The 25,337-nt window shown below is 70.0% G+C and carries 39 protein-coding genes; 37 read left to right on the top strand and 2 right to left on the bottom strand.

The genetic code is table 11. The features are described 5' to 3' along the window. Positions 1–51: 51 nt before the first annotated feature. The 31 genes from ACTHM3_RS00140 (at position 52) to ligD (ending at position 18,715) form a co-directional block, all read left to right on the top strand. Positions 52–804: an HAD-IIB family hydrolase gene (locus tag ACTHM3_RS00140; protein WP_440404052.1), complete on the top strand. Its 753-nt coding sequence runs from the start codon at positions 52–54 to the stop codon at positions 802–804. Positions 805–855: 51 nt separating this feature from the next. Beyond that, positions 856–2,139 carry an aspartate kinase gene (locus ACTHM3_RS00145; RefSeq protein ID WP_440404053.1) on the top strand — a complete coding sequence of 428 codons (1,284 nt, stop codon included), beginning with the start codon at positions 856–858 and terminating at the stop codon, positions 2,137–2,139. 341 nt (positions 2,140–2,480) lie between these two features. Next, a complete protein-coding gene (rpsJ, locus tag ACTHM3_RS00150; RefSeq protein WP_120761912.1) occupies positions 2,481–2,789 on the top strand; it encodes a 30S ribosomal protein S10 in 309 nt (102 codons plus the stop codon). A gap of 10 nt (positions 2,790–2,799) precedes the next feature. Beyond that, positions 2,800–3,450, top strand: coding sequence for a 50S ribosomal protein L3 (gene rplC, locus ACTHM3_RS00155; RefSeq protein ID WP_440404054.1), 651 nt, complete (start codon positions 2,800–2,802; stop codon positions 3,448–3,450). Between the two features lie 2 nt (positions 3,451–3,452). After that, a complete protein-coding gene (gene rplD / locus ACTHM3_RS00160) occupies positions 3,453–4,124 on the top strand; it encodes a 50S ribosomal protein L4 (protein WP_440404055.1) in 672 nt (223 codons plus the stop codon). Further along, entirely contained in the window at positions 4,121–4,420 is a 300-nt protein-coding gene (rplW, locus tag ACTHM3_RS00165; protein WP_440404056.1) for a 50S ribosomal protein L23, read from the top strand. The genes rplD and rplW overlap by 4 nt, the downstream gene beginning before the upstream one ends. Positions 4,421–4,440: 20 nt before the next feature. Beyond that, positions 4,441–5,280, top strand: coding sequence for a 50S ribosomal protein L2 (rplB, locus tag ACTHM3_RS00170; RefSeq protein WP_440404057.1), 840 nt, complete (start codon positions 4,441–4,443; stop codon positions 5,278–5,280). Between the two features lie 12 nt (positions 5,281–5,292). After that, positions 5,293–5,574, top strand: a complete 282-nt coding sequence (gene rpsS / locus ACTHM3_RS00175) for a 30S ribosomal protein S19 (protein ID WP_440404058.1) — start codon at positions 5,293–5,295, stop codon at positions 5,572–5,574. Continuing rightward, a complete protein-coding gene (gene rplV / locus ACTHM3_RS00180) occupies positions 5,574–5,945 on the top strand; it encodes a 50S ribosomal protein L22 (RefSeq protein WP_440404059.1) in 372 nt (123 codons plus the stop codon). Before rpsS ends, rplV begins: the two co-directional genes overlap by 1 nt. After that, on the top strand, positions 5,945–6,700 hold the full coding sequence (gene rpsC, locus ACTHM3_RS00185; protein WP_440404060.1) for a 30S ribosomal protein S3: 756 nt from the start codon (positions 5,945–5,947) through the stop codon (positions 6,698–6,700). Before rplV ends, rpsC begins: the two co-directional genes overlap by 1 nt. A gap of 2 nt (positions 6,701–6,702) precedes the next feature. Further along, the gene (gene rplP / locus ACTHM3_RS00190) at positions 6,703–7,122 is read left to right on the top strand and encodes a 50S ribosomal protein L16 (protein ID WP_440404061.1); all 420 of its coding nucleotides are present in this window, start codon (positions 6,703–6,705) and stop codon (positions 7,120–7,122) included. Further along, complete coding sequence (gene rpmC / locus ACTHM3_RS00195; RefSeq protein ID WP_440404062.1) at positions 7,122–7,448, top strand: 50S ribosomal protein L29; 327 nt, start codon at positions 7,122–7,124, stop codon at positions 7,446–7,448. Before rplP ends, rpmC begins: the two co-directional genes overlap by 1 nt. A gap of 191 nt (positions 7,449–7,639) precedes the next feature. Continuing rightward, positions 7,640–7,906 (top strand): 30S ribosomal protein S17, encoded by a 267-nt coding sequence (rpsQ, locus tag ACTHM3_RS00200; RefSeq protein WP_440404139.1) that lies wholly within the window; start codon positions 7,640–7,642, stop codon positions 7,904–7,906. 3 nt (positions 7,907–7,909) lie between these two features. Continuing rightward, a complete protein-coding gene (rplN, locus tag ACTHM3_RS00205; RefSeq protein ID WP_440404063.1) occupies positions 7,910–8,278 on the top strand; it encodes a 50S ribosomal protein L14 in 369 nt (122 codons plus the stop codon). A 2-nt stretch (positions 8,279–8,280) separates the two neighbouring features. Beyond that, positions 8,281–8,640 carry a 50S ribosomal protein L24 gene (gene rplX, locus ACTHM3_RS00210; RefSeq protein ID WP_440404064.1) on the top strand — a complete coding sequence of 120 codons (360 nt, stop codon included), beginning with the start codon at positions 8,281–8,283 and terminating at the stop codon, positions 8,638–8,640. Positions 8,641–8,642: 2 nt separating this feature from the next. Beyond that, positions 8,643–9,233 carry a 50S ribosomal protein L5 gene (gene rplE, locus ACTHM3_RS00215; RefSeq protein WP_440404065.1) on the top strand — a complete coding sequence of 197 codons (591 nt, stop codon included), beginning with the start codon at positions 8,643–8,645 and terminating at the stop codon, positions 9,231–9,233. Positions 9,234–9,312: 79 nt separating this feature from the next. Further along, positions 9,313–9,711: a 30S ribosomal protein S8 gene (gene rpsH / locus ACTHM3_RS00220; RefSeq protein ID WP_440404066.1), complete on the top strand. Its 399-nt coding sequence runs from the start codon at positions 9,313–9,315 to the stop codon at positions 9,709–9,711. A 6-nt stretch (positions 9,712–9,717) separates the two neighbouring features. Next, on the top strand, positions 9,718–10,254 hold the full coding sequence (gene rplF, locus ACTHM3_RS00225) for a 50S ribosomal protein L6 (protein ID WP_440404067.1): 537 nt from the start codon (positions 9,718–9,720) through the stop codon (positions 10,252–10,254). After that, positions 10,254–10,643 carry a 50S ribosomal protein L18 gene (gene rplR, locus ACTHM3_RS00230; RefSeq protein WP_440404068.1) on the top strand — a complete coding sequence of 130 codons (390 nt, stop codon included), beginning with the start codon at positions 10,254–10,256 and terminating at the stop codon, positions 10,641–10,643. The genes rplF and rplR overlap by 1 nt, the downstream gene beginning before the upstream one ends. 98 nt (positions 10,644–10,741) lie before the next feature. Beyond that, on the top strand, positions 10,742–11,380 hold the full coding sequence (gene rpsE / locus ACTHM3_RS00235; protein ID WP_440404140.1) for a 30S ribosomal protein S5: 639 nt from the start codon (positions 10,742–10,744) through the stop codon (positions 11,378–11,380). After that, on the top strand, positions 11,380–11,565 hold the full coding sequence (gene rpmD, locus ACTHM3_RS00240; protein ID WP_284254405.1) for a 50S ribosomal protein L30: 186 nt from the start codon (positions 11,380–11,382) through the stop codon (positions 11,563–11,565). Before rpsE ends, rpmD begins: the two co-directional genes overlap by 1 nt. Then, complete coding sequence (rplO, locus tag ACTHM3_RS00245) at positions 11,565–12,326, top strand: 50S ribosomal protein L15 (RefSeq protein WP_440404069.1); 762 nt, start codon at positions 11,565–11,567, stop codon at positions 12,324–12,326. Before rpmD ends, rplO begins: the two co-directional genes overlap by 1 nt. A 96-nt stretch (positions 12,327–12,422) precedes the next feature. After that, positions 12,423–13,769 (top strand): preprotein translocase subunit SecY, encoded by a 1,347-nt coding sequence (gene secY / locus ACTHM3_RS00250; protein ID WP_440404070.1) that lies wholly within the window; start codon positions 12,423–12,425, stop codon positions 13,767–13,769. Next, entirely contained in the window at positions 13,766–14,371 is a 606-nt protein-coding gene (locus tag ACTHM3_RS00255) for an adenylate kinase (RefSeq protein ID WP_440404071.1), read from the top strand. Before secY ends, ACTHM3_RS00255 begins: the two co-directional genes overlap by 4 nt. A 116-nt stretch (positions 14,372–14,487) precedes the next feature. Then, positions 14,488–14,709 carry a translation initiation factor IF-1 gene (gene infA, locus ACTHM3_RS00260; protein WP_100365313.1) on the top strand — a complete coding sequence of 74 codons (222 nt, stop codon included), beginning with the start codon at positions 14,488–14,490 and terminating at the stop codon, positions 14,707–14,709. A gap of 79 nt (positions 14,710–14,788) precedes the next feature. After that, positions 14,789–14,905 (top strand): 50S ribosomal protein L36, encoded by a 117-nt coding sequence (gene rpmJ / locus ACTHM3_RS00265; RefSeq protein WP_055821300.1) that lies wholly within the window; start codon positions 14,789–14,791, stop codon positions 14,903–14,905. Between the two features lie 128 nt (positions 14,906–15,033). Continuing rightward, entirely contained in the window at positions 15,034–15,414 is a 381-nt protein-coding gene (gene rpsM / locus ACTHM3_RS00270; protein WP_440404072.1) for a 30S ribosomal protein S13, read from the top strand. Then, positions 15,414–15,815 (top strand): 30S ribosomal protein S11, encoded by a 402-nt coding sequence (gene rpsK, locus ACTHM3_RS00275; RefSeq protein WP_284254411.1) that lies wholly within the window; start codon positions 15,414–15,416, stop codon positions 15,813–15,815. The genes rpsM and rpsK overlap by 1 nt, the downstream gene beginning before the upstream one ends. Positions 15,816–15,955: 140 nt before the next feature. Beyond that, entirely contained in the window at positions 15,956–16,945 is a 990-nt protein-coding gene (locus ACTHM3_RS00280; RefSeq protein ID WP_440404073.1) for a DNA-directed RNA polymerase subunit alpha, read from the top strand. Positions 16,946–16,981: 36 nt separating this feature from the next. Further along, positions 16,982–17,596, top strand: a complete 615-nt coding sequence (rplQ, locus tag ACTHM3_RS00285) for a 50S ribosomal protein L17 (protein ID WP_440404074.1) — start codon at positions 16,982–16,984, stop codon at positions 17,594–17,596. Between the two features lie 69 nt (positions 17,597–17,665). Next, positions 17,666–18,715: a non-homologous end-joining DNA ligase gene (gene ligD, locus ACTHM3_RS00290; RefSeq protein WP_440404075.1), complete on the top strand. Its 1,050-nt coding sequence runs from the start codon at positions 17,666–17,668 to the stop codon at positions 18,713–18,715. A gap of 16 nt (positions 18,716–18,731) precedes the next feature. Here ligD and ACTHM3_RS00295 read toward each other — a convergent pair whose 3' ends face one another. Then, positions 18,732–19,784: an ATP-dependent DNA ligase gene (locus ACTHM3_RS00295; protein ID WP_440404076.1), complete on the bottom strand. Its 1,053-nt coding sequence runs from the start codon at positions 19,782–19,784 to the stop codon at positions 18,732–18,734. A 73-nt stretch (positions 19,785–19,857) separates the two neighbouring features. Here ACTHM3_RS00295 and ACTHM3_RS00300 point away from each other — a divergent pair, with 73 nt between their 5' ends. From ACTHM3_RS00300 to ACTHM3_RS00325, 6 genes are all read left to right on the top strand, one after another. Then, on the top strand, positions 19,858–20,736 hold the full coding sequence (locus ACTHM3_RS00300; protein ID WP_440404077.1) for a tRNA pseudouridine synthase A: 879 nt from the start codon (positions 19,858–19,860) through the stop codon (positions 20,734–20,736). A gap of 123 nt (positions 20,737–20,859) precedes the next feature. Continuing rightward, positions 20,860–21,306, top strand: a complete 447-nt coding sequence (rplM, locus tag ACTHM3_RS00305) for a 50S ribosomal protein L13 (RefSeq protein ID WP_440404078.1) — start codon at positions 20,860–20,862, stop codon at positions 21,304–21,306. A gap of 32 nt (positions 21,307–21,338) precedes the next feature. Next, positions 21,339–21,824: a 30S ribosomal protein S9 gene (gene rpsI / locus ACTHM3_RS00310; protein WP_440404079.1), complete on the top strand. Its 486-nt coding sequence runs from the start codon at positions 21,339–21,341 to the stop codon at positions 21,822–21,824. A 6-nt stretch (positions 21,825–21,830) separates the two neighbouring features. Further along, a complete protein-coding gene (gene glmM, locus ACTHM3_RS00315; protein ID WP_440404080.1) occupies positions 21,831–23,219 on the top strand; it encodes a phosphoglucosamine mutase in 1,389 nt (462 codons plus the stop codon). 2 nt (positions 23,220–23,221) lie between these two features. After that, entirely contained in the window at positions 23,222–23,665 is a 444-nt protein-coding gene (locus tag ACTHM3_RS00320; RefSeq protein WP_440404081.1) for a nitroreductase family deazaflavin-dependent oxidoreductase, read from the top strand. A gap of 56 nt (positions 23,666–23,721) precedes the next feature. After that, on the top strand, positions 23,722–24,378 hold the full coding sequence (locus tag ACTHM3_RS00325) for an SGNH/GDSL hydrolase family protein (RefSeq protein WP_440404082.1): 657 nt from the start codon (positions 23,722–23,724) through the stop codon (positions 24,376–24,378). Here ACTHM3_RS00325 and coaA read toward each other — a convergent pair. Next, positions 24,375–25,313: a type I pantothenate kinase gene (gene coaA / locus ACTHM3_RS00330; RefSeq protein ID WP_440404083.1), complete on the bottom strand. Its 939-nt coding sequence runs from the start codon at positions 25,311–25,313 to the stop codon at positions 24,375–24,377. The two genes, ACTHM3_RS00325 and coaA, sit on opposite strands and share 4 nt — an antisense overlap. Between the last annotated feature and the right edge of the window lie 24 nt (positions 25,314–25,337).

Raw genomic sequence — 25,337 nt, forward strand, 5'->3', positions numbered from 1 at the left:
GGCGGGGATCCGGTCGGATCTCGGAGGCGATCCCTGCGATACTCGACGACCGTGACCCCGCGCCTGATCGCCTTCGACCTCGACGACACCCTCGCCCCCTCCAAGTCGCCGCTCGACCCGCGGATGGCGGAGCTGCTCGGCGAGCTCCTGCACGTCGCCGAGGTGTGCGTCATCTCCGGCGGTCAGATCGCGCAGTTCCGTGACCAGGTGATCGCCCGGCTGCCCGAGGGGCTCCCGCTCGAGAACCTGCACCTCATGCCCACCTGCGGCACGCAGTACTACCGCGCCGAGAGCGGCGAGTGGGTGCAGCAGTACGCCGAGGACCTGACCGCCGCCGAGAAGGCCGACGCCCTCGCCGCCGTCGAGGAGGAGGCGCGGCGGCTGGGGATGTGGGAGTCCGAGACCTGGGGCCCGATCCTCGAGGACCGCGGATCGCAGATCACCTTCTCCGCGCTCGGCCAGGCCGCGCCGGTCGACGCGAAGAGGGCCTGGGACCCGACGGGGGAGAAGAAGAACACCCTGCGCGCCGCGGTACAGGAGCGCCTGCCGGAGCTGGAAGTCCGCTCCGGCGGCTCGACGAGCGTCGACATCACCCGGCGCGGTGTCGACAAGGCCTACGGCATGACCCGGCTGGCGGAACTGACCGGCATCCCCTTCGCGGACATGCTCTTCGTCGGCGACCGCCTCGACCCGGACGGCAACGACCACCCGGTCATCGCGCTCGGCGTGCCGACGCGCGCGGTCGAGGGCTGGGAGGAGACGGCGGAGCTCGTCGCGGAGATCGTCCAGGAAGCGCGCCGCTAGGCTGGGAGGTCCGATCCTCCCGCGCGACCGCGCACGCCACCCCGGAGTCCCATGAGCCTCATCGTGCAGAAGTTCGGCGGCTCATCCGTGGCCGACGCCGAGAGCATCAAGCGCGTGGCGAAGCGCATCGTCGAGACCCGCAAGGCGGGCAACTCCGTGGTGGTCGCAGTCAGCGCCATGGGCGACACCACCGACGAGCTCATCGACCTCGCGCACGAGGTGACGCCGTTCCCGGACGGCCGCGAGCTCGACATGCTCCTGACCACGGGCGAGCGCATCTCGATGGCCCTGCTCGCCATGGCGATCAAGTCGATGGGCGTCGACGCGCGCTCGTACACGGGCAGTCAGGCGGGCATGATCACCGACGCCCAGCACGGCGCCGCGCGGATCGTCGACGTCACGCCGGTGCGGCTGCGGGAGGCGCTGGACGAGGGCGCGATCGCCATCGTCGCCGGGTTCCAGGGTTTCAACCGCGACAGCCGCGACATCACGACCCTCGGCCGAGGCGGCTCCGACACGACGGCCGTGGCGCTCGCCGCCGCCCTGGACGCCGACGTGTGCGAGATCTACACCGACGTGGACGGCGTCTTCACCTCCGACCCGCGGGTCGTGCCGCGGGCGCACAAGCTCGATCGCGTGACGAGCGAGGAGATGCTGGAGCTGGCCGCGTCCGGCGCGAAGGTGCTCCACATCCGCGCCGTGGAGTTCGCCCGCCGGCACGGCGTCACCATGCACGTGCGGTCGTCGTTCAACAACACCGAGGGCACTTGGGTCGTCAACGACCAGGACGCCCGCGAGCCCGGAAAGGGGATCGGCGTGGAGGAACCCGTCATCACCGGCGTGGCCGGCGACACCAGCGAGGCCAAGATCACGGTCGTCGGCGTGCCCGACGTGCCGGGCAAGGCGGCCGAGATCTTCACGATCGTCGCCAAGACCGGCGCGAACATCGACATGATCGTGCAGAACATCTCGGCGGCGGCGACCGGGCTGACCGACATCTCCTTCACCCTCCCGAAGGTCGAGGGCGAGAAGGTGCTGGCCGCGCTCCGTGCGGAGCAGGCCGACGCCGGGTTCGACGCCCTCCTGTTCGACGACCAGATCGGCAAGCTGTCGGTCGTCGGCGCGGGGATGCGGACGAGCGCGGGCGTCTCCGCGCAGCTCTTCCGGGCGCTCTCGGACGCGGGCATCAACATCGAGATGATCTCCACCAGCGAGATCCGGATCTCGGTGGTCACGCGCGCCGACACCCTGCGCGAGGCGATGCGCGTCGTGCACGCCGCGTTCGGCCTGGACGGCGAGGCCGAGGCCATCGTCTACGCCGGCACCGGCCGGTGAACCGGGCCGGGTCGGCGCCCCTAGAGGGCCGCGACACGCCCGGCTTGCAGCACCTCCCGGGGTGTGGCAAACTCTTCTAGTTCAATACGCCGCGCTTCGGTGCGGCTCACTGCCAGAGCAGTGCACAGCCCCCGCCGCGAGTGGGACGAGCTGGGCCGCGGGCAGCAGAACACAGCTTCAATCGAATCCTTCCCTCACCGTGCGGTGACGTGCGTGCCGTGTGCGCGACACGCCCGAGCGCGGGGTGCGGCGGGACTTCCCAGAAGAACAGCGGTGCGCGAACGAAGTGTCGCGCGGGTGCGGCCCGAGCAGGGCTGCGCGAGAAACGAGAGAGAGAACGCATGGCGGGACAGAAGATCCGCATCCGGCTGAAGTCGTACGACCACGCCGGCCTCGACGCGTCGGCGCGCAAGATCGTCGACACCGTGACCCGCGCGGGCGCGACGGTGGTCGGCCCGGTGCCGCTGCCGACGGAGAAGAACGTGGTCGTCGTGATCCGTTCTCCCCACAAGTACAAGGACTCCCGCGAGCACTTCGAGAAGCGCACCCACAAGCGCCTCATCGACATCATCGACCCGACGCCGAAGGCCGTCGACTCGCTGATGCGACTCGACCTGCCCGCCGACGTCAACATCGAGATCAAGCTCTAAGGACCCCGCCATGACTGCAGTCAAGACGACCAAGGGTCTGCTCGGCACCAAGCTCGGCATGACCCAGGTCTGGGATGCGAACAACCGCCTCATCCCCGTGACCGTCGTCCAGATCACCCCGAACGTCGTGACCCAGGTCCGCTCGGAGGAGAAGGACGGCTACACCGCCGTGCAGATCGCGTACGGCCAGATCGACCCGCGCAAGGTGAACAAGCCGGCCGCCGGTCACTTCGAGAAGGCGGGCGTCACGCCGCGCCGTCACCTCACCGAGATCCGCACCGCCGACGCCGCCGAGTACTCGCTCGGTCAGGAGCTCGCGGTCGACGTGTTCGAGGCCGGTCAGCTGGTCGACGTCGTCGGCACCAGCAAGGGCAAGGGCTTCGCCGGCGTCATGAAGCGCCACAACTTCAAGGGCGTCTCGGCGAGCCACGGTTCGCACCGCAACCACCGCAAGCCCGGCTCGATCGGTGCGTCCTCGACGCCGTCGCGCGTGTTCAAGGGCATGCGGATGGCGGGTCGCATGGGTGGCGAGCGCGTCACCGTGCAGGGCCTCACCGTCCACTCGGTCGACGCCGAGAAGGGCCTCCTGCTGGTCAAGGGCGCCGTCCCCGGTGCCCGCGGCCGCATCGTCTTCGTCCGCAACGCCGTGAAGGGAGCCTGACCATGGCTGCTGTCCAGCCGAAGGATGGCCCGACTCAGGTCGCGATCATCGACGAGAAGGGCAAGAGCGCGGGCTCGGTCGAGCTCCCGGCCGCGCTCTTCGACGTCACCCCGAACGTCCCGCTGATCCACCAGGTGGTGACTGCGCAGCTCGCGGCCGCCCGCCAGGGCACGCACTCGACCAAGGGTCGCGGCGAGGTCTCCGGCTCGGGTGTCAAGCCGTTCAAGCAGAAGGGCACCGGCCGCAGCCGTCAGGGTTCGGTCCGCGCCCCGGAGCACCGCGGCGGCGGCGTCGTGCACGGCCCGGTGCCGCGCGACTACGCCCAGCGCACCCCCAAGAAGATGATCGCCTCGGCGCTGCTCGGACTCCTGAGCGACCGCGCCCGCGGCGAGCGCCTGCACGTCGTGTCCGTGCTCGGCGGTGAGACGCCCTCGACCAAGGCGGCCGCGACGCAGCTCGCGACCCTCGGGGCCGAGCGCAACGTCCTCATCGTGCTGGAGCGCGGTGACGAGGCCGGCTACAAGAGCGTGCGCAACCTCCCCGAGGTCCACGTGCTCTTCGCCGACCAGCTGAACGCCTACGACGTCGTGACGAGTGACGACGTGGTCTTCACCAAGGCCGCGTTCGACGCCTTCGTGAGCGCCAAGAGCAAGACCGAGGAGGCTGCCCAGTGAGCGGCTACAACAAGGACCCGCGCGACGTCATCCTCGCGCCGGTGGTGAGCGAGAAGAGCTACGGGCTCATCGACGAGGGCAAGTACACCTTCCTCGTCGACCCCCGCTCGAACAAGACCGAGATCAAGCTGGCGATCGAGAAGATCTTCGGCGTCAAGGTCGACTCGGTGAACACCCTCAACCGCACGGGCAAGGCCCAGCGCACCCGCCGTGGCATCGGCAAGCGCAAGGACACCAAGCGCGCGATCGTCACCCTCAAGTCCGGCTCGATCGACATCTTCACGGCTGTCGGCTAAGGGCTAGGGAGAGAAGAACAATGGCCATTCGCAACTACAAGCCGACGACCCCGGGTCGCCGCGGCTCGTCGGTCGCCGACTTCGCCGAGATCACCCGCTCGACGCCCGAGAAGTCGCTGCTGCGCCCGCTGCCGAAGACCGGCGGCCGCAACAACACCGGTCGGATCACGACCCGCCACATCGGCGGCGGCCACAAGCGCCAGTACCGCGTGATCGACTTCAAGCGCAACGACAAGGACGGCGTCGACGCCAAGGTCGCGCACATCGAGTACGACCCGAACCGCACGGCGCGCATCGCGCTCCTGCACTTCGTGGACGGCACCAAGCGCTACATCCTCGCGCCGAACAAGCTCAACCAGGGCGACGTCGTCGAGAGCGGTCCGGGCGCCGACATCAAGCCGGGCAACAACCTGCCGCTCAAGAACATCCCGGTCGGAACGGTCGTGCACGCGATCGAGCTCAAGCCGGGTGGCGGCGCCAAGATGGCCCGCTCCGCCGGGGCGAGCGTCCGCCTCGTCGCGAAGGACGGCCCGTACGCCCAGCTGCGCCTCCCCTCGGGCGAGGTCCGCAACGTCGACGTGCGCTGCCGCGCGACGATCGGCGAGGTCGGCAACGCCGAGCAGTCGAACATCAACTGGGGCAAGGCCGGCCGCAACCGCTGGAAGGGCATCCGCCCGACCGTTCGCGGTGTCGCCATGAACCCGATCGACCACCCGCACGGTGGTGGTGAGGGCAAGACCTCCGGTGGACGTCACCCGGTGAGCCCGTGGGGTCAGCCCGAGGGTCGGACCCGGCACCCCAACAAGGAGAGCGACAAGCTCATCATCCGTCGTCGCACCGTCGGCAAGAAGCGCAAGTAAGGGTAGAGAAGAATGCCGCGCAGCCTGAAGAAGGGCCCCTTCGTCGACGAGCACCTGTTCCGCAAGGTGGCGACGCAGAACGAGGCCAACACCAAGAACGTGATCCGCACGTGGTCGCGCCGCTCGATGATCGTGCCGGCGATGCTCGGCCACACCATCGCGGTCCACGACGGTCGCAAGCACATCCCCGTCTTCGTCACCGAGACGATGGTCGGTCACAAGCTCGGCGAGTTCGCGCCGACCCGCACCTTCCGCGGTCACGAGAAGGACGACAAGAAGGGACGGCGTCGCTGATGGTCCAGTCGATCGCCCGCGTGAAGCACATCCGCGTCACGCCGCAGAAGGCCCGCCGTGTCGTCGACATGATCCGCGGCAAGCAGGCGCAGGAGGCCCTGGCCATCCTGAAGTTCGCGCCGCAGTCGGCGAGCGAGCCGGTCTACAAGCTGGTCGCCTCGGCCATCGCGAACGCGCGAGTCAAGGCCGACGCCAGCAACGCGTTCCTCGACGAGCAGGACCTGGTCATCCGCCGGGCCTACGTCGACGAGGGCACGACCCTGAAGCGGTTCCAGCCGCGTGCCCAGGGCCGCGCGTTCCGCATCAACAAGCGCACGAGCCACATCACCGTAGAGCTCGCCACGCCCGACGAGCTCGGAGGGAGCAAGTAATGGGCCAGAAGGTCAACCCGTACGGCTTCCGCCTCGGCATCACCACCGACCACGTGTCGCGCTGGTTCGCCGACTCGACCAAGCCCGGTCAGCGCTACGCCGACTACGTCGCGGAGGATGTCCGCATCCGCCGCCTGCTCACCAAGCGCCTCGACCGTGCCGGTGTCGCGAAGATCGAGATCGAGCGCACCCGCGACCGTGTCCGCGTCGACATCCACACCGCGCGTCCGGGCATCGTGATCGGTCGCCGCGGCGCCGAGGCGGAGGCGATCCGCGCCGACCTGGAGAAGCTCACCAAGAAGCAGATCCAGCTCAACATCCTCGAGGTGAAGAACCCCGAGGCCGAGGCCCAGCTCGTCGCGCAGGGCATCGCCGAGCAGCTCTCCGCCCGCGTGGCCTTCCGCCGCGCGATGCGCAAGGGCCTGCAGGGCGCGCAGCGCGCCGGCGCCAAGGGCGTCCGGATCCAGGTGTCCGGCCGTCTCGGCGGCGCGGAGATGAGCCGGTCGGAGTTCTACCGCGAGGGCCGGGTGCCGCTGCACACGCTCCGCGCGAACATCGACTACGGCTTCTACGAGGCCCGCACCACCTTCGGCCGCATCGGCGTGAAGGTCTGGATCTACAAGGGCGACATCACCAACAAGGAGCTCGCTCGCGAGCAGGCGGCCCAGAAGTCGTCGCGCCCCGAGCGTCGTGACGGCGGCCGCGGCCGCGGTCCGCGCAGCGAGCAGCCCGCCACCGCAGGAGCCGAGGCGTAACCATGCTCATTCCCCGCAAGGTCAAGCACCGCAAGCAGCACCACCCCGGTCGGGACGGCGCCGCCACCGGTGGCACGAAGGTCAGCTTCGGCGAGTTCGGCATCCAGGCCCTCACGCCGGCGTACGTGACCAACCGCCAGATCGAGTCCGCGCGTATCGCGATGACCCGCCACATCAAGCGCGGCGGCAAGGTGTGGATCAACATCTACCCGGACCGCCCGCTCACCAAGAAGCCCGCCGAGACCCGCATGGGTTCCGGCAAGGGCTCGCCGGAGTGGTGGGTCGCGAACGTCAAGCCGGGTCGCGTCCTCTTCGAGGTCGCCGGTGTCAACGAGGAGCTCGCCCGCGAGGCGCTGCTCCGTGCGATCCACAAGCTGCCGCTGAAGGCGCGCATCATCAAGCGTGAGGAGGGCGACGCCTGATGGCCGTCGGATCCAAGGAGCTCGCCACCGTCGAGCTCGACACCTTCGAGAACGACCGCCTGGTCGACGAGCTGAAGAAGGCCAAGGAGGAGCTGTTCAACCTGCGCTTCCAGTCGGCCACCGGCCAGCTCGAGAGCCACGGGCGTCTGCGCGCCGTCAAGCGCGACATCGCCCGCATCTACACCGTGATCCGCGAGCGCGAGCTCGGCATCCGGGCGACCCCGGTCGCCGTCGAGGCGCCGGCCAAGCCGAAGCGCGGATCGAAGAAGGCCGAGGCCGCTCCGGCCGAGACCGCTGAGAGCACCGCCGAGGAGGCGAGCAAGTAATGGCGAAGGCAACCGAGAAGCCCGAGGCCGCCGAGGAGAAGGCACCGGCCGCGAAGGCTCCGGCCAAGAAGCCGGCCGCCGCCAAGGCCGCCGCGCCGAAGGCCGCTGCCGCCAAGGCCGCGCCGAAGACCGCCGCGAAGGCGGAGGCCCCGGCCACCGTCGAGGCGGGCCACGAGCACGCCGCCCACGACGTGCGCGACGAGAGCGCCCGCGGCTACCGCAAGGCGCGTCGCGGCTACGTGACCAGCGACAAGATGGACAAGACCATCGTCGTCGAGGTCGAAGACCGCGTGAAGCACCCGCTCTACGGCAAGGTCATCCGCCGCACCAGCAAGGTGAAGGCGCACGACGAGGCGAACACCGCCGGCATCGGCGACCTCGTCCTCATCAACGAGACCCGTCCGACCTCGGCCACCAAGCGGTGGCGCCTGGTCGAGATCCTCGAGAAGGCGAAGTAGGCCATGATCCAGCAGGAGTCCCGCCTCAAGGTCGCCGACAACACCGGCGCCAAGGAGCTGCTCACCATCCGCGTGCTCGGCGGTTCCGGCCGTCGCTACGCGAGCCTCGGTGACGTCATCGTCGCGACCGTCAAGGACGCGATCCCCGGCGGCAACGTCAAGAAGGGCGACGTCGTCAAGGCGGTCGTGGTGCGCACCAAGAAGGAGGTCCGTCGTCCCGACGGCTCCTACATCAAGTTCGACGAGAACGCCGCCGTCATCCTCAAGTCGGATGGCGACCCGCGCGGCACCCGCATCTTCGGACCCGTCGGTCGCGAGCTCCGCGACAAGCGGTTCATGAAGATCATCTCGCTGGCCCCGGAGGTCATTTAGTCATGGCGAACATCCGCAAGGGCGACCTGGTGCAGGTCATCAGCGGCCCGTCGCAGGACCGCGGCGGCGACCGCGGCAAGCAGGGCAAGGTCATCGAGGTCCTCAAGGACCAGGACCGCGTCGTCGTCGAGGGCGTCAACTACGTCACCAAGCACGTGAAGGTCGGACAGACCCAGCGCGGCACCAAGACGGGTGGCATCGAGACGCACGAGGCCCCCATCCACATCTCGAACGTCCAGCTCATCGACCCCAAGACGAAGAAGCCGACCCGCGTCGGCTTCCGCGAGGAGACGGTGGAGAAGGACGGCGTGAAGAAGACCGTTCGCGTCCGTTACGCGAAGAAGTCCGGAGAGAAGTTCTAGACATGGCTACCGCGACTGCCGCGGAGACTGGCAAGATCCAGCCCCGCCTTAAGCAGAAGTACCGTTCCGAGATCGCCCCGGCGCTCGCGAAGGAGTTCGGCTTCACCAACCCGCACCAGGTCCCCGGTCTCGTGAAGATCGTGGTCAACACCGGTGTCGGCGAGGCCGCCCGCGACTCGAAGGTGATCGAGGGAGCCGTCAAGGACCTCACCCTCATCACCGGTCAGAAGCCGCAGGTCACCAAGGCCCGTCTGTCCATCGCGCAGTTCAAGCTGCGCGAGGGCATGCCGATCGGCGCCCACGTGACGCTGCGCGGCGACCGGGCGTGGGAGTTCCTCGACCGTCTGCTCTCGCTCGCGCTCCCGCGCATCCGCGACTTCCGCGGCCTCAGCGACAAGCAGTTCGACGGCCGCGGCAACTACACCTTCGGTGTGGCCGAGCAGTCGATCTTCCACGAGATCAACCAGGACCAGATCGACCGCGTGCGCGGCTTCGACATCACGGTCGTGACCACCGCGAAGACGGACGACGAGGGTCGCGCGCTCCTGCGCCAGCTCGGCTTCCCCTTCCGGAACCAGGACGCGGCGGCCTGACCGCCGTCCGCACCCACCCATCCAGGTCGGCCGGGGTGGACCCCGAGCCGATACCAGATAGCAGAAAGAAGAACGTCCCATGACGATGACCGACCCGGTCGCCGACATGCTGACCCGTCTCCGGAACGCCAACCGCGCGTACCACGAGACCGTGTCGCTCCCGTCGAGCAAGCTGAAGACCCACATCGCCGAGATCCTCCAGAAGGAGGGCTACATCTCGGGCTGGAAGGTCGAGGCCGCTCGCGTCGGCTCCACCCTCACCATCGACCTGAAGTACGGCCCGAACCGCGAGCGGTCGATCGCCGGCATCAAGCGCGTGTCGAAGCCCGGCCTGCGCGTGTACGCGAAGTCGACCGAGATCCCCCACGTGCTGGGCGGCCTCGGCGTGGCCATCCTCTCCACCTCGTCCGGTCTGCTGACCGACCGCGAGGCGACCAAGAAGGGCGTGGGTGGGGAAGTCCTCGCCTACGTGTGGTGACCTGACATGTCTCGTATCGGACGTCTCCCCATCGACGTGCCCGCGGGTGTCACCGTGACCATCGACGGCCAGTCCGTCGCGGTCAAGGGCCCGAAGGGCGAGCTCGGCCTGACGGTCAAGAGCCCCATCGCGGTCGAGCTCAAGGAGGGCCAGGTGCTCGTCACCCGTCCCGACGACGAGCGCGAGTCGCGGTCGCTCCACGGCCTCACCCGCACGCTCATCGCGAACCAGATCATCGGCGTCACCGAGGGCTACTCCAAGGGCCTCGAGGTCGTCGGCACCGGATACCGGGTGCAGGCCAAGGGCAGCTCCATCGAGTTCGCGCTCGGCTACTCGCACTCGATCACGGTCGACCCGCCCGCCGGCATCTCGTTCGAGGTCGAGGGCAACAACAGGCTGACCGTCCGCGGCATCGACAAGCAGGCCGTGGGCGAGGTCGCCGCGAACATCCGCAAGCTGCGCAAGCCCGAGCCCTACAAGGGCAAGGGTGTGCGCTACGCCGGCGAGGTCGTGCGCCGCAAGGCCGGAAAGAGTGGGAAGTAATGACCGCACAGCGCCACCTGGCGGGCGGCAAGACCGCCAAGAGCAAGTCCGCGCAGCGGAACCGTCGCCACGCGCGACTGCGCAAGAACATCGCCGGCACCGCCGAGCGCCCGCGTCTCGTCGTGACCCGGTCGGCCCGCCACGTCTTCGTGCAGGTCGTCGACGACACCAAGGGCCACACCGTGGCCTTCGCGTCGACCCTGGAGGCCGACCTCCGCGGATTCGACGGTGACAAGACCGCCAAGGCCCGCAAGGTCGGCGAGCTGGTCGCCGAGCGCGCCAAGAAGGCCGGCATCGACTCCGTCGTGTTCGACCGCGGCGGCAACAAGTACGCGGGACGCGTCGCGGCAATCGCCGAGGGTGCCCGTGAGGGAGGGCTGAGCCTGTGACCGACACGTCGAACACCGAGAACAAGACCGCGAGCGACACCAGCTCCACCACCGAGACCGTCAATGAGGGTCAGGTCGTCGAGACCGCTGCGGGCACCATCTCGAACCAGAACGAGCGCGACGGCCGTCGCGGGGGCCGCGACCGCGGTCAGCGCAACGACCGCAACTCGCGGGACCGCGGCGACAGCCAGTTCCTCGAGCGCGTCGTGACCATCAACCGCGTCTCCAAGGTCGTCAAGGGCGGCCGTCGCTTCAGCTTCACGGCGCTCGTCGTCGTGGGTGACGGCAACGGCACCGTCGGCGTCGGCTACGGCAAGGCGCGCGAGGTCCCGCTGGCGATCAGCAAGGGCGTCGAGGAGGCGAAGAAGAACTTCTTCCGCGTCCCGCGCACCAACAAGACGATCCCGCACCCGGTGCAGGGCGAGGCCGCGGCCGGCGTCGTGCTGCTGCGTCCCGCCGCCGCCGGTACCGGCGTCATCGCGGGCGGCCCGGTCCGTGCCGTCCTCGAGTGCGCCGGCATCCACGATGTGCTGTCGAAGTCGCTCGGCTCGTCGAACACGATCAACATCGTCCACGCGACGGTGGAGGCGCTGCGTCAGCTCGAGGAGCCGCGCGCCGTCGCCGCCCGTCGCGGCCTCGAGTTCGAGGACGTCGCCCCGGAGCGCCTCGTGCGCGCCGAGGCCGACGACCGCGCCGCGGCGCAGGGCGTGTACAACACCGCGAAGGCAGGTGCCTGATGGCCGCGCGTCTGAAGGTCACGCAGACCAAGTCCGTAATCAGCGAGAAGCAGAACCAGCGCGACACGCTGCGGAGCCTGGGTCTCAAGCGGATCGGCGACACCGTCGTCCGCGAGGACACCCCGGCCAACCGCGGCTACGTCCGCACGGTCGCCCACCTCGTGAAGGTCGAGGAGATTGACTGATGGCTGAAGAGACCGAGAAGAAGGCAGCCCGCGAGCCGAGTTCGGCGACGGCGTCCGGCGAGAAGGGTGCGGCCAAGAAGCCTGCCGCTGCGGAGAAGCCCGCGGACGCGAAGAAGGCTCCGTCCAAGGCGTCCGCCGCGAAGGCGCCCGCCACCAAGGCGGCGTCGGCGGAGAAGCCGGCCGCCGAGAAGAAGCCGACCGCGAAGGCGTCGGCCGCGAAGGCCGCGCCGAGCGACGAGACCGCGGCGGCGTCGACCGAGAAGCCGTCGGCCAAGGCTCCGGCCAAGGCCGCCGCGAAGAAGGCGGCTCCGTCGGAGTCCCGTCCGCAGATCCTCAAGGCGCACCACCTGCGCCCGGCGCCCGGTTCCAAGAAGGACCGCACCCGCGTCGGCCGCGGTGAGGGCTCGAAGGGCAAGACGGCCGGTCGCGGCACCAAGGGCACCAAGGCCCGCTACCAGGTGCGCGTCGGCCTCGAGGGCGGCAACCTCAACTCGGTGATGCGCGCGCCGAAGCTCCGCGGGTTCAAGAACCCGTTCCGCGTCGAGTACCAGGTCGTGAACCTGGACCGCCTCGCGGAGCTCTACCCCTCGGGCGGTGACGTGACCATCGGCGACCTGGTCGCCAAGGGCGCGGTGCGCAAGAACGAGAAGGTGAAGGTGCTCGGCACCGGCGACATCTCGGTTAAGCTGAACGTCGCGGTCGACAAGGTCTCGAGCTCCGCGGAGCAGAAGATCGTCGCCGCCGGCGGCTCGGTCAAGTAGCACCGGCTCCACCGCAACCATTCGGGACGGCGGCCCCTCCGGGGGCCGCCGAACCGGGTCCGGCGGGACCCGTCCCACGACATCCCGGGAGGCGACGTGTTCAGCGCGATCGCGCGGATCTTCCGCACTCCGGATCTCCGTACGAAGATCCTCTTCACGCTCGCCATCATCGCCCTGTTCCGGCTGGGCTCCTTCATCCCGGCGCCCTTCGTCAACTTCACCGGCCTCCAGAAGTGCCTCGACAGCATCTCCGGCGACCAGGGCAGCCTCTACGACCTCGTCAACCTGTTCAGCGGCGGGGCGCTCCTCAAGCTCTCGATCTTCGCGCTCGGGATCATGCCGTACATCACGGCGTCGATCATCGTGCAGCTGCTGCGCGTGGTCATCCCGCACTTCGACACCCTCTACAAGGAGGGCCAGGCGGGCCAGGCGAAGCTCACGCAGTACACGCGCTACCTGACCATCGGCCTCGGGCTCCTGCAGTCGACGACCCTCATCACCGTCGCCAACTCGGGCGCACTCTTCGGCACGACCGACGCGACCTGCTCAGGCGACAGCATCCTCGCGCTCCCGCCGCAGCCGTTCGTCTACTTCGCCATGGGCCTCATGGTCATCAGCATGACCGCGGGCACCGGCCTCATCATGTGGATGGGCGAGCTCATCACCGAGCGCGGCATCGGCAACGGCATGTCGCTCCTGATCTTCACCTCGATCGCGTCGCGGTTCATCCCGTCGATGCAGCAGGTCTACACGCAGGGCGGTCCGAACGGCGTGGAACTCGTGATCGGCGTGGTGATCGTGGGTCTCGCGATCCTGGTCGCGGTCATCTTCGTCGAGCAGTCGCAACGCCGGATCCCGGTGCAGTACGCCAAGCGCATGGTCGGCAGACGCACCTACGGCGGCAACAACACCTACATCCCGATCAAGGTCAACATGGCGGGCGTCGTGCCGGTCATCTTCGCCTCGTCGCTGCTGTACCTGCCCGCGCTCGTCGCGCAGTTCAGCCAGTCGAGCACAGGCAACAACCCGGCCTGGGTCGAGTGGATCAACAACAACCTGACCCGCGGCGACAACCCCATCTACATGGCGGTCTACTTCCTGCTGATCGTCGGATTCACCTACTTCTACGTCGCCATCACGTTCAACCCGGACGAGGTCGCCGACAACATGAAGAAGTACGGCGGCTTCATCCCCGGCATCCGCGCGGGGCGGCCGACCGCCGAGTACCTCGACTACGTGCTCACCCGCGTGACGCTGCCCGGGTCGCTCTACCTCGGCCTCGTCGCCCTCATCCCGCTGATCGCGCTCGCGCTCATCAACGCCGACCAGAACTTCCCGTTCGGCGGTACGAGCATCCTCATCATGGTGGGCGTCGGCCTCGAGACGGTGAAGCAGATCGACTCCCAGCTGCAGCAGCGGCACTACGAGGGACTGCTGCGTTGACCCCTCAGAGCGGCGTGCGCCTGCTCATCGTCGGCCCGCCCGGCGCGGGCAAGGGCACGCAGGCGGCGCGCATCTCGGAGCAGCTCGGCGTTCCCACGATCTCGACCGGCGACATCTTCCGCCGGAACATCGCGGAGCAGACCGAGCTCGGCAAGCAGGTCAAGGCGATCGTCGACAACGGCGACTACGTGCCCGACGAGCTCACCAACGAACTCGTCAAGGACCGTCTCGAGCAGGCGGACGCCCACGGCGGCTTCCTCCTCGACGGCTACCCGCGCACGCCCGACCAGGTCGCCTACCTCGACGGGTTGCTCGCGAGCCACGGCCACGTCCTCGATGCGGTGCTGCAGCTCGTCGCCGACCCGGAGGAGCTGATCCGCCGGCTCACGCTCCGCGCGTCTCAGGAGGGCCGCGCCGACGACTCCGAGGACGCGATCCGGCACCGTCAGGAGGTCTACCTCCGCGAGACGCAGCCGCTGCTGCGGATCTTCCGCGAGCGCGAGCTGCTCGTCGAGATCGACGGACTCGGCTCGATGGACGAGGTCGCACACCGGATCTCGGCCGCGTTGAGCTCCCGCGGTCTCGGCGCGTCGGCCGCGTAGCCGCGCCGACTGGCGGAATACTGCGCGATCCCGTACTGTTGACCCTTGGTGTCTGCGCTCTGCAGACGTCCCAATCCCGCACGACCAGCAGACTTCTGGAGCTGATTCACCGCAGTATGGCCAAAAAGGACGGCGTCATCGAGATCGAGGGCTCGGTGCTCGAAGCTCTTCCCAACGCGATGTTCCGCGTGGAGTTGAGCAACGGACACAAGGTCCTCGCCCACATCTCCGGCAAGATGCGCCAGCACTACATCCGCATCCTCCCCGAGGACCGCGTGATCGTGGAGCTCAGCCCTTATGACCTCACGCGCGGTCGGATCGTCTACCGCTACAAGTAGCACCAGCAGTCGCTGAGAAGTAACGGATCCCGCCGGCCACCGCCGCCGGGTTCACGATGACAGCGAGAGAAGAAGCAACATGAAGGTCAACCCCAGCGTCAAGCCGATCTGCGACCACTGCAAGGTGATCCGTCGCAACGGTCGCGTCATGGTCATCTGCAAGTCCAACCCCCGCCACAAGCAGCGCCAGGGCTGAGACCGCACCACCGCAACTGAACAACAAAGCGTCACCAGGATCGCCGCGAGCGGCGTGACACCCCGGGTCCGGAGGCCCGAGCACCGGTGAGGCACAGACCTCCGGATACCGAGTAAGGAACTGCCGACATGGCACGTCTCGCCGGTGTCGACATCCCGCGCGACAAGCGCGTGGAGGTCGCACTCACGTACATCTACGGGGTCGGTCGCACCCGCGCCCTCGCCACGCTGAAGGAGACCGGGATCTCCGGCGACATCCGCGTGAAGGACCTCACCGACGACCAGCTGGTCGCCCTCCGCGACTTCATCGAGGGCAACTACAAGGTGGAGGGCGACCTCCGCCGCGAGGTCCAGGCCGACATCCGCCGCAAGGTCGAGATCGGCTCGTACGAGGGCCTCCGCCACCGTCGCGGGCTCCCCGTCCGCGGCCAGCGCACCAAGACCAACGCCCGCACCCGCAAGGGCCCGAAGCGCACCGTCGCCGGTAAGAAGAAGGCAGGCAAGAAGTAATGGCCACTCCCAAGGCCTCCGCCGGCCGCAAGCCGCGCCGCAAGGAGAAGAAGAACATCGCCGTGGGCCAGGCCCACATCAAGTCGACGTTCAACAACACGATCGTCTCGATCACCGACCCGTCGGGTGCGGTCATCGCCTGGGCCTCCGGCGGCGACGTCGGCTTCAAGGGTTCGCGCAAGTCGACCCCGTACGCCGCGGGCATGGCCGCCGAGTCGGCCGCGCGCAAGGCGCAGGAGAACGGCATGAAGAAGGTCGACGTCTTCGTCAAGGGCCCGGGCTCGGGTCGCGAGACCGCGATCCGATCGCTCACCGCCGCGGGTCTCGAGGTCGGCTCGATCAACGATGTGACGCCGCAGGCGCACAACGGCGTCCGCCCGCCGAAGCGCCGCCGCGTCTGACGCGATGAGGCGGGGGCCTGCGGGCTCCCGCCTCATGCGCGCCCCACGACTTTCACAACTCCACATCCCGGCGGCCCAGCCACCCGCCGTACCTCACGTGGGCGTCATATGGCGGACGCCCTCGCCGAAAGGAAGCACCCGTGCTCATCGCACAGCGTCCCACCCTCTCCGAGGAGAACATCTCCGAGTTCCGCTCGCGGTTCGTCATCGAGCCGCTCGAGCCGGGCTTCGGCTACACCCTCGGCAACTCGCTGCGTCGCACCCTGCTGTCGTCCATCCCGGGCGCGGCGGTCACCAGCATCCGCATCGACGGGATCCAGCACGAGTTCGACACCATCCCCGGTGTCAAGGAGGACGTCGTCGAGATCGTCCTCAACATCAAGAACCTGACGGTCTCGAGCGAGCACGACGAGCCGATCACCGCCTACCTGCGCAAGCAGGGCACGGGCGTCGTCACCGCCGCCGACATCTCGGCGCCGGCCGGGGTCGAGATCCACAACCCGGACCTCGTCATCGCGACGCTCAACGACAAGGCGAAGTTCGAGCTCGAGCTCACCATCGAGCGCGGCCGCGGCTACGTGTCGGCGACTCAGAACCGCAGCGAGTTCAGCGAGGCGGGCCAGATCCCGATCGACTCGATCTACTCGCCCGTGCTCAAGGTCACCTACCGCGTCGAGGCCACCCGTGCCGGTGAGCGCACCGACTTCGACCGTCTCGTGGTCGACGTCGAGACCAAGGCCGCGATCAGCCCGCGCGACGCGATCGCGTCGGCCGGCCGCACCCTGGTCGAGCTGTTCGGTCTCGCCCGCGAGCTGAACGCCGCGGCCGAGGGCATCGAGATCGGCCCCGCGCCGGTCGACGCGGTGCTGTCGAGCGAGCTCAGCATGCCGATCGAGGACCTCGACCTGTCCGTGCGCTCCTACAACTGCCTGAAGCGCGAGGGCATCAACACCGTGTCGGAGCTCGTCGCGCTGTCGGAGACGCAGCTCATGAACATCCGCAACTTCGGCCAGAAGTCGGTGGACGAGGTCAAGGACAAGCTCACCGAGATGGGCCTGTCGCTGAAGGACAGCGTGCCCGGCTTCGACGGCGCGCACTTCTACGGCGGCTACGACGACGAGAACGTCTGACCTGACGGTTTCTAGGACATAGGAAGACACGGAACAATGCCCAAGCCCACCAAGGGTCCCCGCCTCGGAGGCGGCCCGGCGCACGAGCGCCTGCTGCTCGCGAACCTCGCCTCGGCGCTCTTCACCCACAAGAGCATCCAGACCACGGAGACGAAGGCCAAGCGCCTGCGTCCCCTCGCGGAGCGCCTCATCACCTTCGCGAAGCGCGGCGACCTGCACGCGCGTCGCCGGGTGATGACGATCATCCGCGACAAGTCCGTCGTGCACGAGCTGTTCACCGAGATCGCACCGCTCGTCGCGGAGCGCGAGGGCGGCTACACCCGCATCATCAAGACCGGATTCCGCAAGGGCGACAACGCCCCCATGGCGGTCATCGAGCTCGTCCTCGAGCCCGTGACCAAGAAGCCGGCGTCGTCGACGAGGTCGGCCGCCCGCAACGAGACGCCGAAGGCCGCGCCGGCGACGGCCGCCGCGCCTGCCGAGGAGACCCCTGCCGAGGAGGAGGCGATCGAGGCCGAGGAGGCCGAGGTCGTCGCCGAGGGCGGGAGCGAGGCCGACGCGCCCGAGGCCGAGAAGACCGCGGTCGAGGCGCAGGATGAGGCCGTCGAGGCCTCGACCGACGCCGCGCCGGCCGAGGACGACGCCAAGTAGGCTGCGCACCCACTGATCGAGGGCCCCGCCGGGTGAACCGGCGGGGCCTTCGTCGTCTACGGTGACGGCATGGCGACCGACGCTCCGACAGGCTCAGGGCGAGCTGCGGTGGTGCTGGAGGTCGACGGTCCGGACGGGACGCGGTCGGTGCGCGTGTCGAGCCCCGACCGCGTGCTCTGGCCCGATGTCGGCGTGACGAAGCTCGAGCTCGCCGAGTACCTGGTGGCCGTGGGCGGCGCGTTCGTGGAGGCGAACGGGGACCGCCCGGTGGCTCTGCAGCGGTTGCCCGAGGGGATCGAGGGCGAGGAGTTCTTCAGCAAGTCGCCGCCGCGCGGGGTGCCGGCGTGGATCCGCGACACGATGGTCACCTTTCCGAGCGCCCGCCGGCATCCGATGCTCGTCATCGACGAGCCGGCCGCGGCCGTCTGGATGGCGCAGATGAACACGATCGTCTTCCACCCCTGGCCCTCCCGTGCCGAGGACATCGACCACCCCGACCAGCTGCGGATGGACCTCGACCCGCAGCCCGGTGTCGGATACCGCGACGCGGTGCGGGCGGCGCCGGTGCTGCGCGCCATCCTCGAGGAGGCGGGCCTCACGCCGTACGTCAAGACGTCGGGCAGCCGTGGCCTTCACGTCTACGCCCCCATCGAGCCGACCCACGACTTCATCGACGTGCGCCACGCCGTCATCGCGGCGGGCCGCGAGCTGGAGCGGCGGATGCCGACCGAGGTCACGACCGCGTGGTGGAAGGAGGAGCGCGGCGAGCGGGTCTTCGTCGACTTCAACCAGTCGGCGCGGGATCGGACGATCGCGGGCGCCTACAGCCCCCGGGCGCGACCCGGGGCGCCCGTGTCGACGCCGCTCCGCTGGGAGGAGCTGGACTCGGCCGACCCGGCGGTGTTCACCGTGCGCTCGGTGGCCGCGCGCCTTCGCGAGCACGGCGACCCGTGGCACGGGATGGCCGAGCACCGCGGCGCGCTCGACGTGCTGCTCGGGTGGTGGGAGCGCGATGTCGCCGCGGGGATCGGCGAGCTGCCGTACCCGCCGGAGTACCCGAAGATGCCGGGGGAACCGCCGCGGGTGCAGCCGAGCCGGGCGAGGAAGCCGTCGGAGTAGCCGCGACCGGCGTCGGTCAGCCGAGCACGTCGTCGAGGTCGTAGGCCGCCGGCCGCTCGAGCTGGTCGAGACGGCACGATGCGGGCTCCCGATCCGGGCGCCAGCGCTCGAACTGGACCGCGTGCCGGAACCGGCCGCCCTCGAGCTGGTCGTAGCGCACTTCGAGCACGCGCTCCGGTCGGAGGCGGACGAGCCCGATGTCCTTCGCGGAGGAGAAGCGACTCCGCTCACCCTCGCCCTGCACCGCCGCGCCGGAGGCGTCGCGCTCGACGAGCGGCTGCAGCTCCTCGAGGAGCTCGTCCCGGCGGGCGGCGCTGAACGCCGACGCGCCGCCGACGCCGCGCAGCACCCCGTCGGCGTCGTACAGCCCCACGAGGAGCGACCCGATGCCGTGGCCGGTCGTGTGGACGCGGTACCCGATCGGCACGACATCGGCCGTCCGGTGGTGCTTGATCTTGCGCATCACGCGCGTGCCCGGCCGGTAGCTCGCGGCGCGCGGCTTCGCGACGACGCCATCGAGCCCGGCACCCTCGAACTCCACGAACCATCGACGCGCGAGCTCCGGGTCGCGGGTGGTGCGGCCGAGGTGGAGCGGCGCGGTGACACCGCCGAAGAGGGTCTCGAGCCGCGCCCGGCGCGCGGCGAACGGCTCGTCGAGGAGCGAGCGGCCGTCGGCCGCCAGGAGATCGAAGGCGACGAACGAGGCGGGGGTCTCGGCGGCGAGTCTCGCGACGCGGCTCGCAGCGGGGTGGATGCGCTGCGAGAGCGCGTCCCAGTCGAGCCGCTCGCGGCCCCTCGGGCCGGTCCGCACGACGATCTCGCCGTCGATGATGCAGGGTTCGCGCAGCTGCTCCGCGACCACCGTGGCGAGCTCGGGGAAGTACCGGGTCAGCGGCTTCGAGCCGCGACTGCCGATCTCGACATCGGGGCCGTCCGCGAAGACGATGCCGCGGAATCCGTCCCACTTCGGCTCGTAGTCCCAGCCGCCGTCGACGGAGTCCGGCTCCGGCACCGCGTCGATCGCGGTGGCGAGCATGGGCTGGATCGGCGGATGGAGCGGCAGAGCCATGCTCCAGGCTAGGCCGACGCCGACCGGGAGGCGGGGATCGGGCCCCGCGAACCTCCAGCCTAGACTCGGCCGCATGGCGACGACCCGGGTCCGGATGGATCTCGCCTACGACGGCACCGAGTTCTCCGGGTGGGCGCGGCAGCGCGGTCTCCGCACGGTGCAGGGGGAGCTGGAGTCGCGTCTCGCCGAGCTGTTCCGGTCCACCGGCGCGCAGCCCGCGGTCACGGTCGCGGGGCGCACCGACGTCGGCGTGCACGCGACGGGGCAGGTGGCGCACGTGGACCTCGGGGACGCCGAGCTGGCCGTGCTCGACCGGGTGCGCGGCACCGCCACGACGCACGGGCCGGCGTCGCTGGCCCGACGTCTGACGGGGATCGGCGGTCCGGTGTCCGACCTGGTGGTCTCCCGGTCCGCCGTCGCACCCGAGGGCTTCGACGCCCGGTTCGCGGCCCTGTGGCGCCGCTACGAGTACCGGCTCGCCGACGGCCGCGCCCCGCACGATCCACGCCGTCGGCACCACACGCTCTGGCACCCCGCCGACCTGGACGAGGCGGCCATGGAGGCGACGGCGGCGTCGCTCCTCGGCCTGCACGACTTCGCGGCGTTCTGCCGGCCGCGCGAGGGGGCGACCACGATCCGCACGCTGCAGGAGTTCACCTGGCGCCGCGACGACGACGGCGTGCTCGTCGCGCGGGTGCGCGCCGACGCGTTCTGCCACAGCATGGTCCGGGCGCTCGTCGGCTCGTGCATCGCGGCGGGGGAGGGGCGGCTGGCAGCGGACCGCGTCGCGGCGCTGCGGGATGCGGGTGCGCGCTCCTCGGCGTTCAAGGTCGTGCCCGCGCGCGGGCTCACGCTGGTGGAGGTGGGCTACCCGCCCGACGAGGAGCTCGCGGCGCGGGTCGAGCGCACCCGGGCCCGGCGCCAGGTGGCGGAGCTCGACCCGATCGACTAGCCTGTTGAGGTTGCCCGCTCGACGCGGGCCGCATTCCGAGCCCTCCACCGCAGGGTTCCCGCCGATCCGGCGGGAACGCTCACCGGAGCGGGATTCACGACACCTCGAGAGAAAGCAGTCATCATGACGCGCACGTTCAGCCCCAAGCCGGCGGACATCAAGCGCGACTGGATCGTCATCGACGCCACCGATGTGGTGCTCGGCCGACTCGCCAGCCACGCCGCCGCGATCCTCCGCGGGAAGCACAAGCCCACCTTCGCGCCGCACATGGACATGGGCGACTTCGTCATCGTCATCAACGCCGAGAAGGTCGCGCTGACGGGTCAGAAGCTCGAGAAGAAGCTGGCCTACCGCCACTCCGGCTACCCGGGCGGCCTCTCCAGCCAGACCTACGTCGAGATGCTCGAGAAGCACCCCACCCGCGCCGTCGAGAAGGCGATCCGCGGCATGCTGCCGAAGAACTCGCTGGGCCGCGCCCAGATCAAGAAGCTGAAGGTCTACGCGGGCGCCGAGCACCCGCACGCCGCGCAGCAGCCCACGCCCTTCTCCCTCACCCAGGTCGCGCAGTAAGCGCCCGCGAAGACTCCCAAGGACACCGAATCATGGCGAACATCGAGGACCTGGCTCCCGAGCTCAACTCCTACTCCACCGAGACCCCGGCCGGCGAGGCCACCGAGACCCGCGCGCCGCGCGTCGTCAACGTGGGTGGCGCCGCGGTCGGCCGCCGCAAGGAGGCCATCGCGCGCGTGCGCCTGGCCCCGGGCGCGGGCGGCTTCACCGTCAACGGCCGCACGCTCGAGGAGTACTTCCCGAACAAGCTGCACCAGCAGCTCATCACCGATCCGTTCACCGTGCTCGAGCTCGTCGGCTCGTACGACGTGATCGCGAAGATCACGGGCGGCGGCCCCTCGGGCCAGGCCGGCGCGCTGCGTCTCGCCATCGCCCGTGCGCTCAACGAGATCGACCGCGAGAACAACCGCCCGACCCTCAAGAAGGCCGGCTTCCTCACCCGTGACGCCCGCGTCATCGAGCGCAAGAAGGCCGGTCTCAAGAAGGCCCGCAAGGCGTCGCAGTTCTCGAAGCGCTAGTCGCCCATGCCCCGTCTGTTCGGAACCGACGGCGTCCGGGGCCTGGCGAACGGTGACGTCGTCACCGCCGACCTCGCCCTGGGGCTCGCCCAGGCGGCGGCCCGGGTCCTGACCCGCGGCCGTCACGCCGACCAGCTCCGGGCCGAGGGCCGGCGGCCGAAGGCCGTGCTGGCGCGCGACCCGCGCGTCAGCGGCGAGTTCATCGCGGCGGCGGTTGCGGCCGGGCTCGCGAGCTCCGGCATCGACGTGCTCGACGCGGGCGTCATCCCGACCCCGGCGGCGGCGTTCCTCATCGACGACGTCGGGGCCGACTTCGGCGTCGTCGTCTCCGCGTCGCACAACCCGGCGGCCGACAACGGCATCAAGTTCTTCGCGCTCGGCGGCACCAAGCTGCCCGACGAGGTCGAGGACCGGATCGAGGCCGCCCTGGCGCAGCCGAAGATGGCGCCGACGGGCGCGGGCGTGGGCCGCATCCGGCGCTTCTCCGACGCCGAGGACCGCTACATCGTCCACCTCGTCGGCACGCTCGACGTGAAGCTCGAGGGCCTGCACGTGGTGATCGACGCCGCGCACGGCGCCGCGTCCGGGGTCTCGCCGGAGGCGTTCGCCCTCGCCGGCGCGAAGGTGACCGTGATCGGCGCGGACCCGGACGGGCTCAACATCAACGACGGCGTCGGCTCCACGCACCTCGACCACCTCCGCCGGGCGGTCCTCGACAACGGCGCCGATCTCGGCATCGCGCACGACGGCGACGCCGACCGCTGCCTGGCGGTCGACGCGACCGGCGAGATCGTCGACGGCGATCGGATGATGGCGATCCTGGCGGTCTCGCTCAAGGAGCGCGGGATGCTGGCCGGCGACGCGCTCGTGGCCACCGTGATGTCGAATCTCGGCCTCCGGGTGGCCATGGAGCACCACGGCATCCGCCTCGTGCAGACCAAGGTCGGCGACCGCTACGTCCTCGAGGAGCTCGACGCGCAGAAGCTCAGTCTCGGCGGCGAGCAGTCGGGGCACATCATCTTCCGCGATCACGCGACGACCGGCGACGGCATCCTCACCGGACTGCAACTGGCCGCCGAGGTCGTGCGCAGCGGCACGCCGCTCGCCGAACTGGCGAAGGTGATGACCGTGTTCCCGCAGGTGCTGGTCAACGTGCGCGGCGTCGACCGCGAGCGCCTCGACGCCGACGAGGAGATCGCGACCGCTGTGGCCGCTGCCGAGGAGCGCCTCGGCGCGACCGGCCGGGTCCTGCTGCGCCCGTCGGGCACGGAGCCGCTGGTGCGGGTCATGGTCGAGGCCGAGCATCAGGACGAGGCCGCGGCGATCGCCGACGAGCTCGCGGGGCTCGTGCGCGACCGACTCGCGACGACGACCGAGACGACGGAGGAGGGCTGATCATGCCGCTCGAGGGGGAGTACGCGCCGAGCGCGTCGGAGTGGGCGCGCGTCCAGGCCGAGGCCTACGAGGCGAGCGGCGGGGCCGAGTCGGCGGAGCTCCGCGGACGGCCGATCATCGTCCTGACGAGCGTCGGCGCGAAGTCCGGGAAGCTGCGCAAGACGGCGCTCATGCGCGTCGAGCACGAGGGCGTCTACGCGGTCGTCGCCTCGAAGGGCGGCGCCCCGGAGCACCCCGCCTGGTACGCGAACCTCGTCAAGAACCCGCACGTCGAGCTGCAGGACGGCGCCGAGAAGCACGACTACCTCGCGCACGAGGCCGACGGCGACGAGTACGCGGTCTGGTGGGAGCGCGCGGTCGAGGCCTGGCCGGACTACGCCGCGTACCAGCGGAAGACCGCGCGCCGCATCCCCGTCTTCGTCCTCGAGCGCCCGCCGACCGCCTGAGAGCGCTCGGAGCGGGCGCTGAGGACCCTCCAAGGCGTCGTCCCTAGCTTCTCGCCGTGCCCTCCCCGTTCCGACGCATTCCGATCGTCGCCGTCGCCGTGGCGCTCGGCCTCGTCCTGACCGCCGGCGCCGGCATCGTCGCCCTCGGAGCGGGGGCCGGAACGCAGCGGGTCGTGGCGATCGGCGACTCGATCATGGACGGCCATGGGCTGACCGAGCGGCAGTCGTGGCCGGAGGTGCTGGGCCGCGATCGCTCGTGGGACCTGACCGACCTCGCGGCCGACGGCGACGGTTTCGTGCAGAAGGGGAACGACGGCGCGACCGTCGCCGACCAGGTGCGCGACGCCATCCGGCTCCGGCCGTCGATCGTGCTCCTCGCCGGCAGCAGCAACGACGTCGGGCAGCCCGAGGCGAAGGTGGCGGCGGCGATCGCGGAGGCGATGCAGACGCTCCGCGCGGCGCTGCCGTCGGTCGAGATCGTCGCGGTCAGCCCGGTCTGGAACGAGACGACGTGGCCGCCGCAGCTGCGGCAGATCGCGAAGGCCGTCCGCGAGCAGGTGGAGGAGGTCGGCGGGACGGTGCTGTCGTTCCCGGACCCGCTCCGGGGGCATCCCGAGTACATGCAGTCGGACGACGTCCACCCCACCGCCGCCGGACAGCTCGCGATCGCGACCGCCGTCGAGCAGCGCTGGGACGCGGAGGGCCTCGACTAGACCTTGCGCAGGAGCACCGACGACACCGAGTGGTCGGCGTCCTTCCGCAGCACGAGCGACGCACGGCCCCGGGTCGGCAGGATGTTCTGCTCGAGGTTCGGCCCGTTGATGGCCGCCCAGATGGCGCGGGCCCGGGCGACGGCCTCGTCCTCGGTCAGATCGGCATACCGGTGGAAATAGCTGTCGGGATCGGCGAACGCACCGCGCTGGAGACGCAGGAAGCGCTCCACGTACCACCGCTCGATGTCGGCGGTGCGTGCGTCCACGTAGACGGTGAAGTCGAAGAGGTCGGAGACCGCGAGCCGCCCGCCGCTCGCCGGCTGCAGCACGTTGAGGCCCTCGACGATCAGCACGTCCGGCCGGCGGACGACGACGTGCTCGCCCGCGACGATGTCGTAGACCAGGTGCGAGTACACCGGCGCCGCGACCTCGGCGGCGCCGCTCTTCACCTCGCTGACGAACCGGACGAGCGCGCGCCGGTCGTAGCTCTCCGGGAACCCCTTCCGCTGCATGAGCCCCCGCCGCTCGAGCTCGGCGTTCGGGAGGAGGAAGCCGTCGGTCGTCACGAGCTCGACGTTCGGCGTGTCGGGGAATCGGGCGAGGAGCTCGCGCAGCAGCCGCGCCGTCGTCGACTTGCCGACCGCCACCGAGCCGGCGATGCCGATCACGAAGGGCGTGCCGCCGACGTCCTGCCGGAGGAATTCGCTCGATGCGCGACGGAGCCCGCGGGTCGCGCCGACGTAGATGTTGAGGAGCCGGCTGAGCGGCACATACACCTCGCCGACCGTGCGCAGGTCGAGCTGGTCGCCGAGCCCGCGGAGCCGTGCGAGATCGGCTTCGTCGAGGGGCGGTGCGGCGCTCGACGCGAGCTCCGCCCAGTCGCGTCGCGCGATCTCGACGAAGGGCGTCGTGCCGGAGGCGCCGGGATCGGACATCCGCACCAGGCTAGTGCCGACGGG

It is taken from the genome of Pseudolysinimonas sp. (genome assembly GCF_051954455.1).
Taxonomy (GTDB): Bacteria; Actinomycetota; Actinomycetes; order Actinomycetales; family Microbacteriaceae; genus Pseudolysinimonas.

Bases quoted from the DNA above. Each gene is read 5' to 3' on its own strand.
- ACTHM3_RS00145 (WP_440404053.1), top strand. From the start codon at position 856: ATGAGCCTCATCGTGCAGAAGTTCGGCGGCTCATCCGTGGCCGACGCC.
- rpsJ (WP_120761912.1), top strand. From the start codon at position 2,481: ATGGCGGGACAGAAGATCCGCATCCGGCTGAAGTCGTACGACCACGCC.
- rplC (WP_440404054.1), top strand. From the start codon at position 2,800: ATGACTGCAGTCAAGACGACCAAGGGTCTGCTCGGCACCAAGCTCGGC.
- rplD (WP_440404055.1), top strand. From the start codon at position 3,453: ATGGCTGCTGTCCAGCCGAAGGATGGCCCGACTCAGGTCGCGATCATC.
- rplB (WP_440404057.1), top strand. From the start codon at position 4,441: ATGGCCATTCGCAACTACAAGCCGACGACCCCGGGTCGCCGCGGCTCG.
- rpsS (WP_440404058.1), top strand. From the start codon at position 5,293: ATGCCGCGCAGCCTGAAGAAGGGCCCCTTCGTCGACGAGCACCTGTTC.
- rplV (WP_440404059.1), top strand. From the start codon at position 5,574: ATGGTCCAGTCGATCGCCCGCGTGAAGCACATCCGCGTCACGCCGCAG.
- rpsC (WP_440404060.1), top strand. From the start codon at position 5,945: ATGGGCCAGAAGGTCAACCCGTACGGCTTCCGCCTCGGCATCACCACC.
- rplP (WP_440404061.1), top strand. From the start codon at position 6,703: ATGCTCATTCCCCGCAAGGTCAAGCACCGCAAGCAGCACCACCCCGGT.
- rpmC (WP_440404062.1), top strand. From the start codon at position 7,122: ATGGCCGTCGGATCCAAGGAGCTCGCCACCGTCGAGCTCGACACCTTC.
- rplN (WP_440404063.1), top strand. From the start codon at position 7,910: ATGATCCAGCAGGAGTCCCGCCTCAAGGTCGCCGACAACACCGGCGCC.
- rplX (WP_440404064.1), top strand. From the start codon at position 8,281: ATGGCGAACATCCGCAAGGGCGACCTGGTGCAGGTCATCAGCGGCCCG.
- rplE (WP_440404065.1), top strand. From the start codon at position 8,643: ATGGCTACCGCGACTGCCGCGGAGACTGGCAAGATCCAGCCCCGCCTT.
- rpsH (WP_440404066.1), top strand. From the start codon at position 9,313: ATGACGATGACCGACCCGGTCGCCGACATGCTGACCCGTCTCCGGAAC.
- rplF (WP_440404067.1), top strand. From the start codon at position 9,718: ATGTCTCGTATCGGACGTCTCCCCATCGACGTGCCCGCGGGTGTCACC.
- rplR (WP_440404068.1), top strand. From the start codon at position 10,254: ATGACCGCACAGCGCCACCTGGCGGGCGGCAAGACCGCCAAGAGCAAG.
- rpmD (WP_284254405.1), top strand. From the start codon at position 11,380: ATGGCCGCGCGTCTGAAGGTCACGCAGACCAAGTCCGTAATCAGCGAG.
- rplO (WP_440404069.1), top strand. From the start codon at position 11,565: ATGGCTGAAGAGACCGAGAAGAAGGCAGCCCGCGAGCCGAGTTCGGCG.
- infA (WP_100365313.1), top strand. From the start codon at position 14,488: ATGGCCAAAAAGGACGGCGTCATCGAGATCGAGGGCTCGGTGCTCGAA.
- rpmJ (WP_055821300.1), top strand. From the start codon at position 14,789: ATGAAGGTCAACCCCAGCGTCAAGCCGATCTGCGACCACTGCAAGGTG.
- rpsM (WP_440404072.1), top strand. From the start codon at position 15,034: ATGGCACGTCTCGCCGGTGTCGACATCCCGCGCGACAAGCGCGTGGAG.
- rpsK (WP_284254411.1), top strand. From the start codon at position 15,414: ATGGCCACTCCCAAGGCCTCCGCCGGCCGCAAGCCGCGCCGCAAGGAG.
- rplQ (WP_440404074.1), top strand. From the start codon at position 16,982: ATGCCCAAGCCCACCAAGGGTCCCCGCCTCGGAGGCGGCCCGGCGCAC.
- ligD (WP_440404075.1), top strand. From the start codon at position 17,666: ATGGCGACCGACGCTCCGACAGGCTCAGGGCGAGCTGCGGTGGTGCTG.
- ACTHM3_RS00295 (WP_440404076.1), bottom strand. From the start codon at position 19,784: ATGGCTCTGCCGCTCCATCCGCCGATCCAGCCCATGCTCGCCACCGCG.
- ACTHM3_RS00300 (WP_440404077.1), top strand. From the start codon at position 19,858: ATGGCGACGACCCGGGTCCGGATGGATCTCGCCTACGACGGCACCGAG.
- rplM (WP_440404078.1), top strand. From the start codon at position 20,860: ATGACGCGCACGTTCAGCCCCAAGCCGGCGGACATCAAGCGCGACTGG.
- rpsI (WP_440404079.1), top strand. From the start codon at position 21,339: ATGGCGAACATCGAGGACCTGGCTCCCGAGCTCAACTCCTACTCCACC.
- glmM (WP_440404080.1), top strand. From the start codon at position 21,831: ATGCCCCGTCTGTTCGGAACCGACGGCGTCCGGGGCCTGGCGAACGGT.
- ACTHM3_RS00320 (WP_440404081.1), top strand. From the start codon at position 23,222: ATGCCGCTCGAGGGGGAGTACGCGCCGAGCGCGTCGGAGTGGGCGCGC.
- coaA (WP_440404083.1), bottom strand. From the start codon at position 25,313: ATGTCCGATCCCGGCGCCTCCGGCACGACGCCCTTCGTCGAGATCGCG.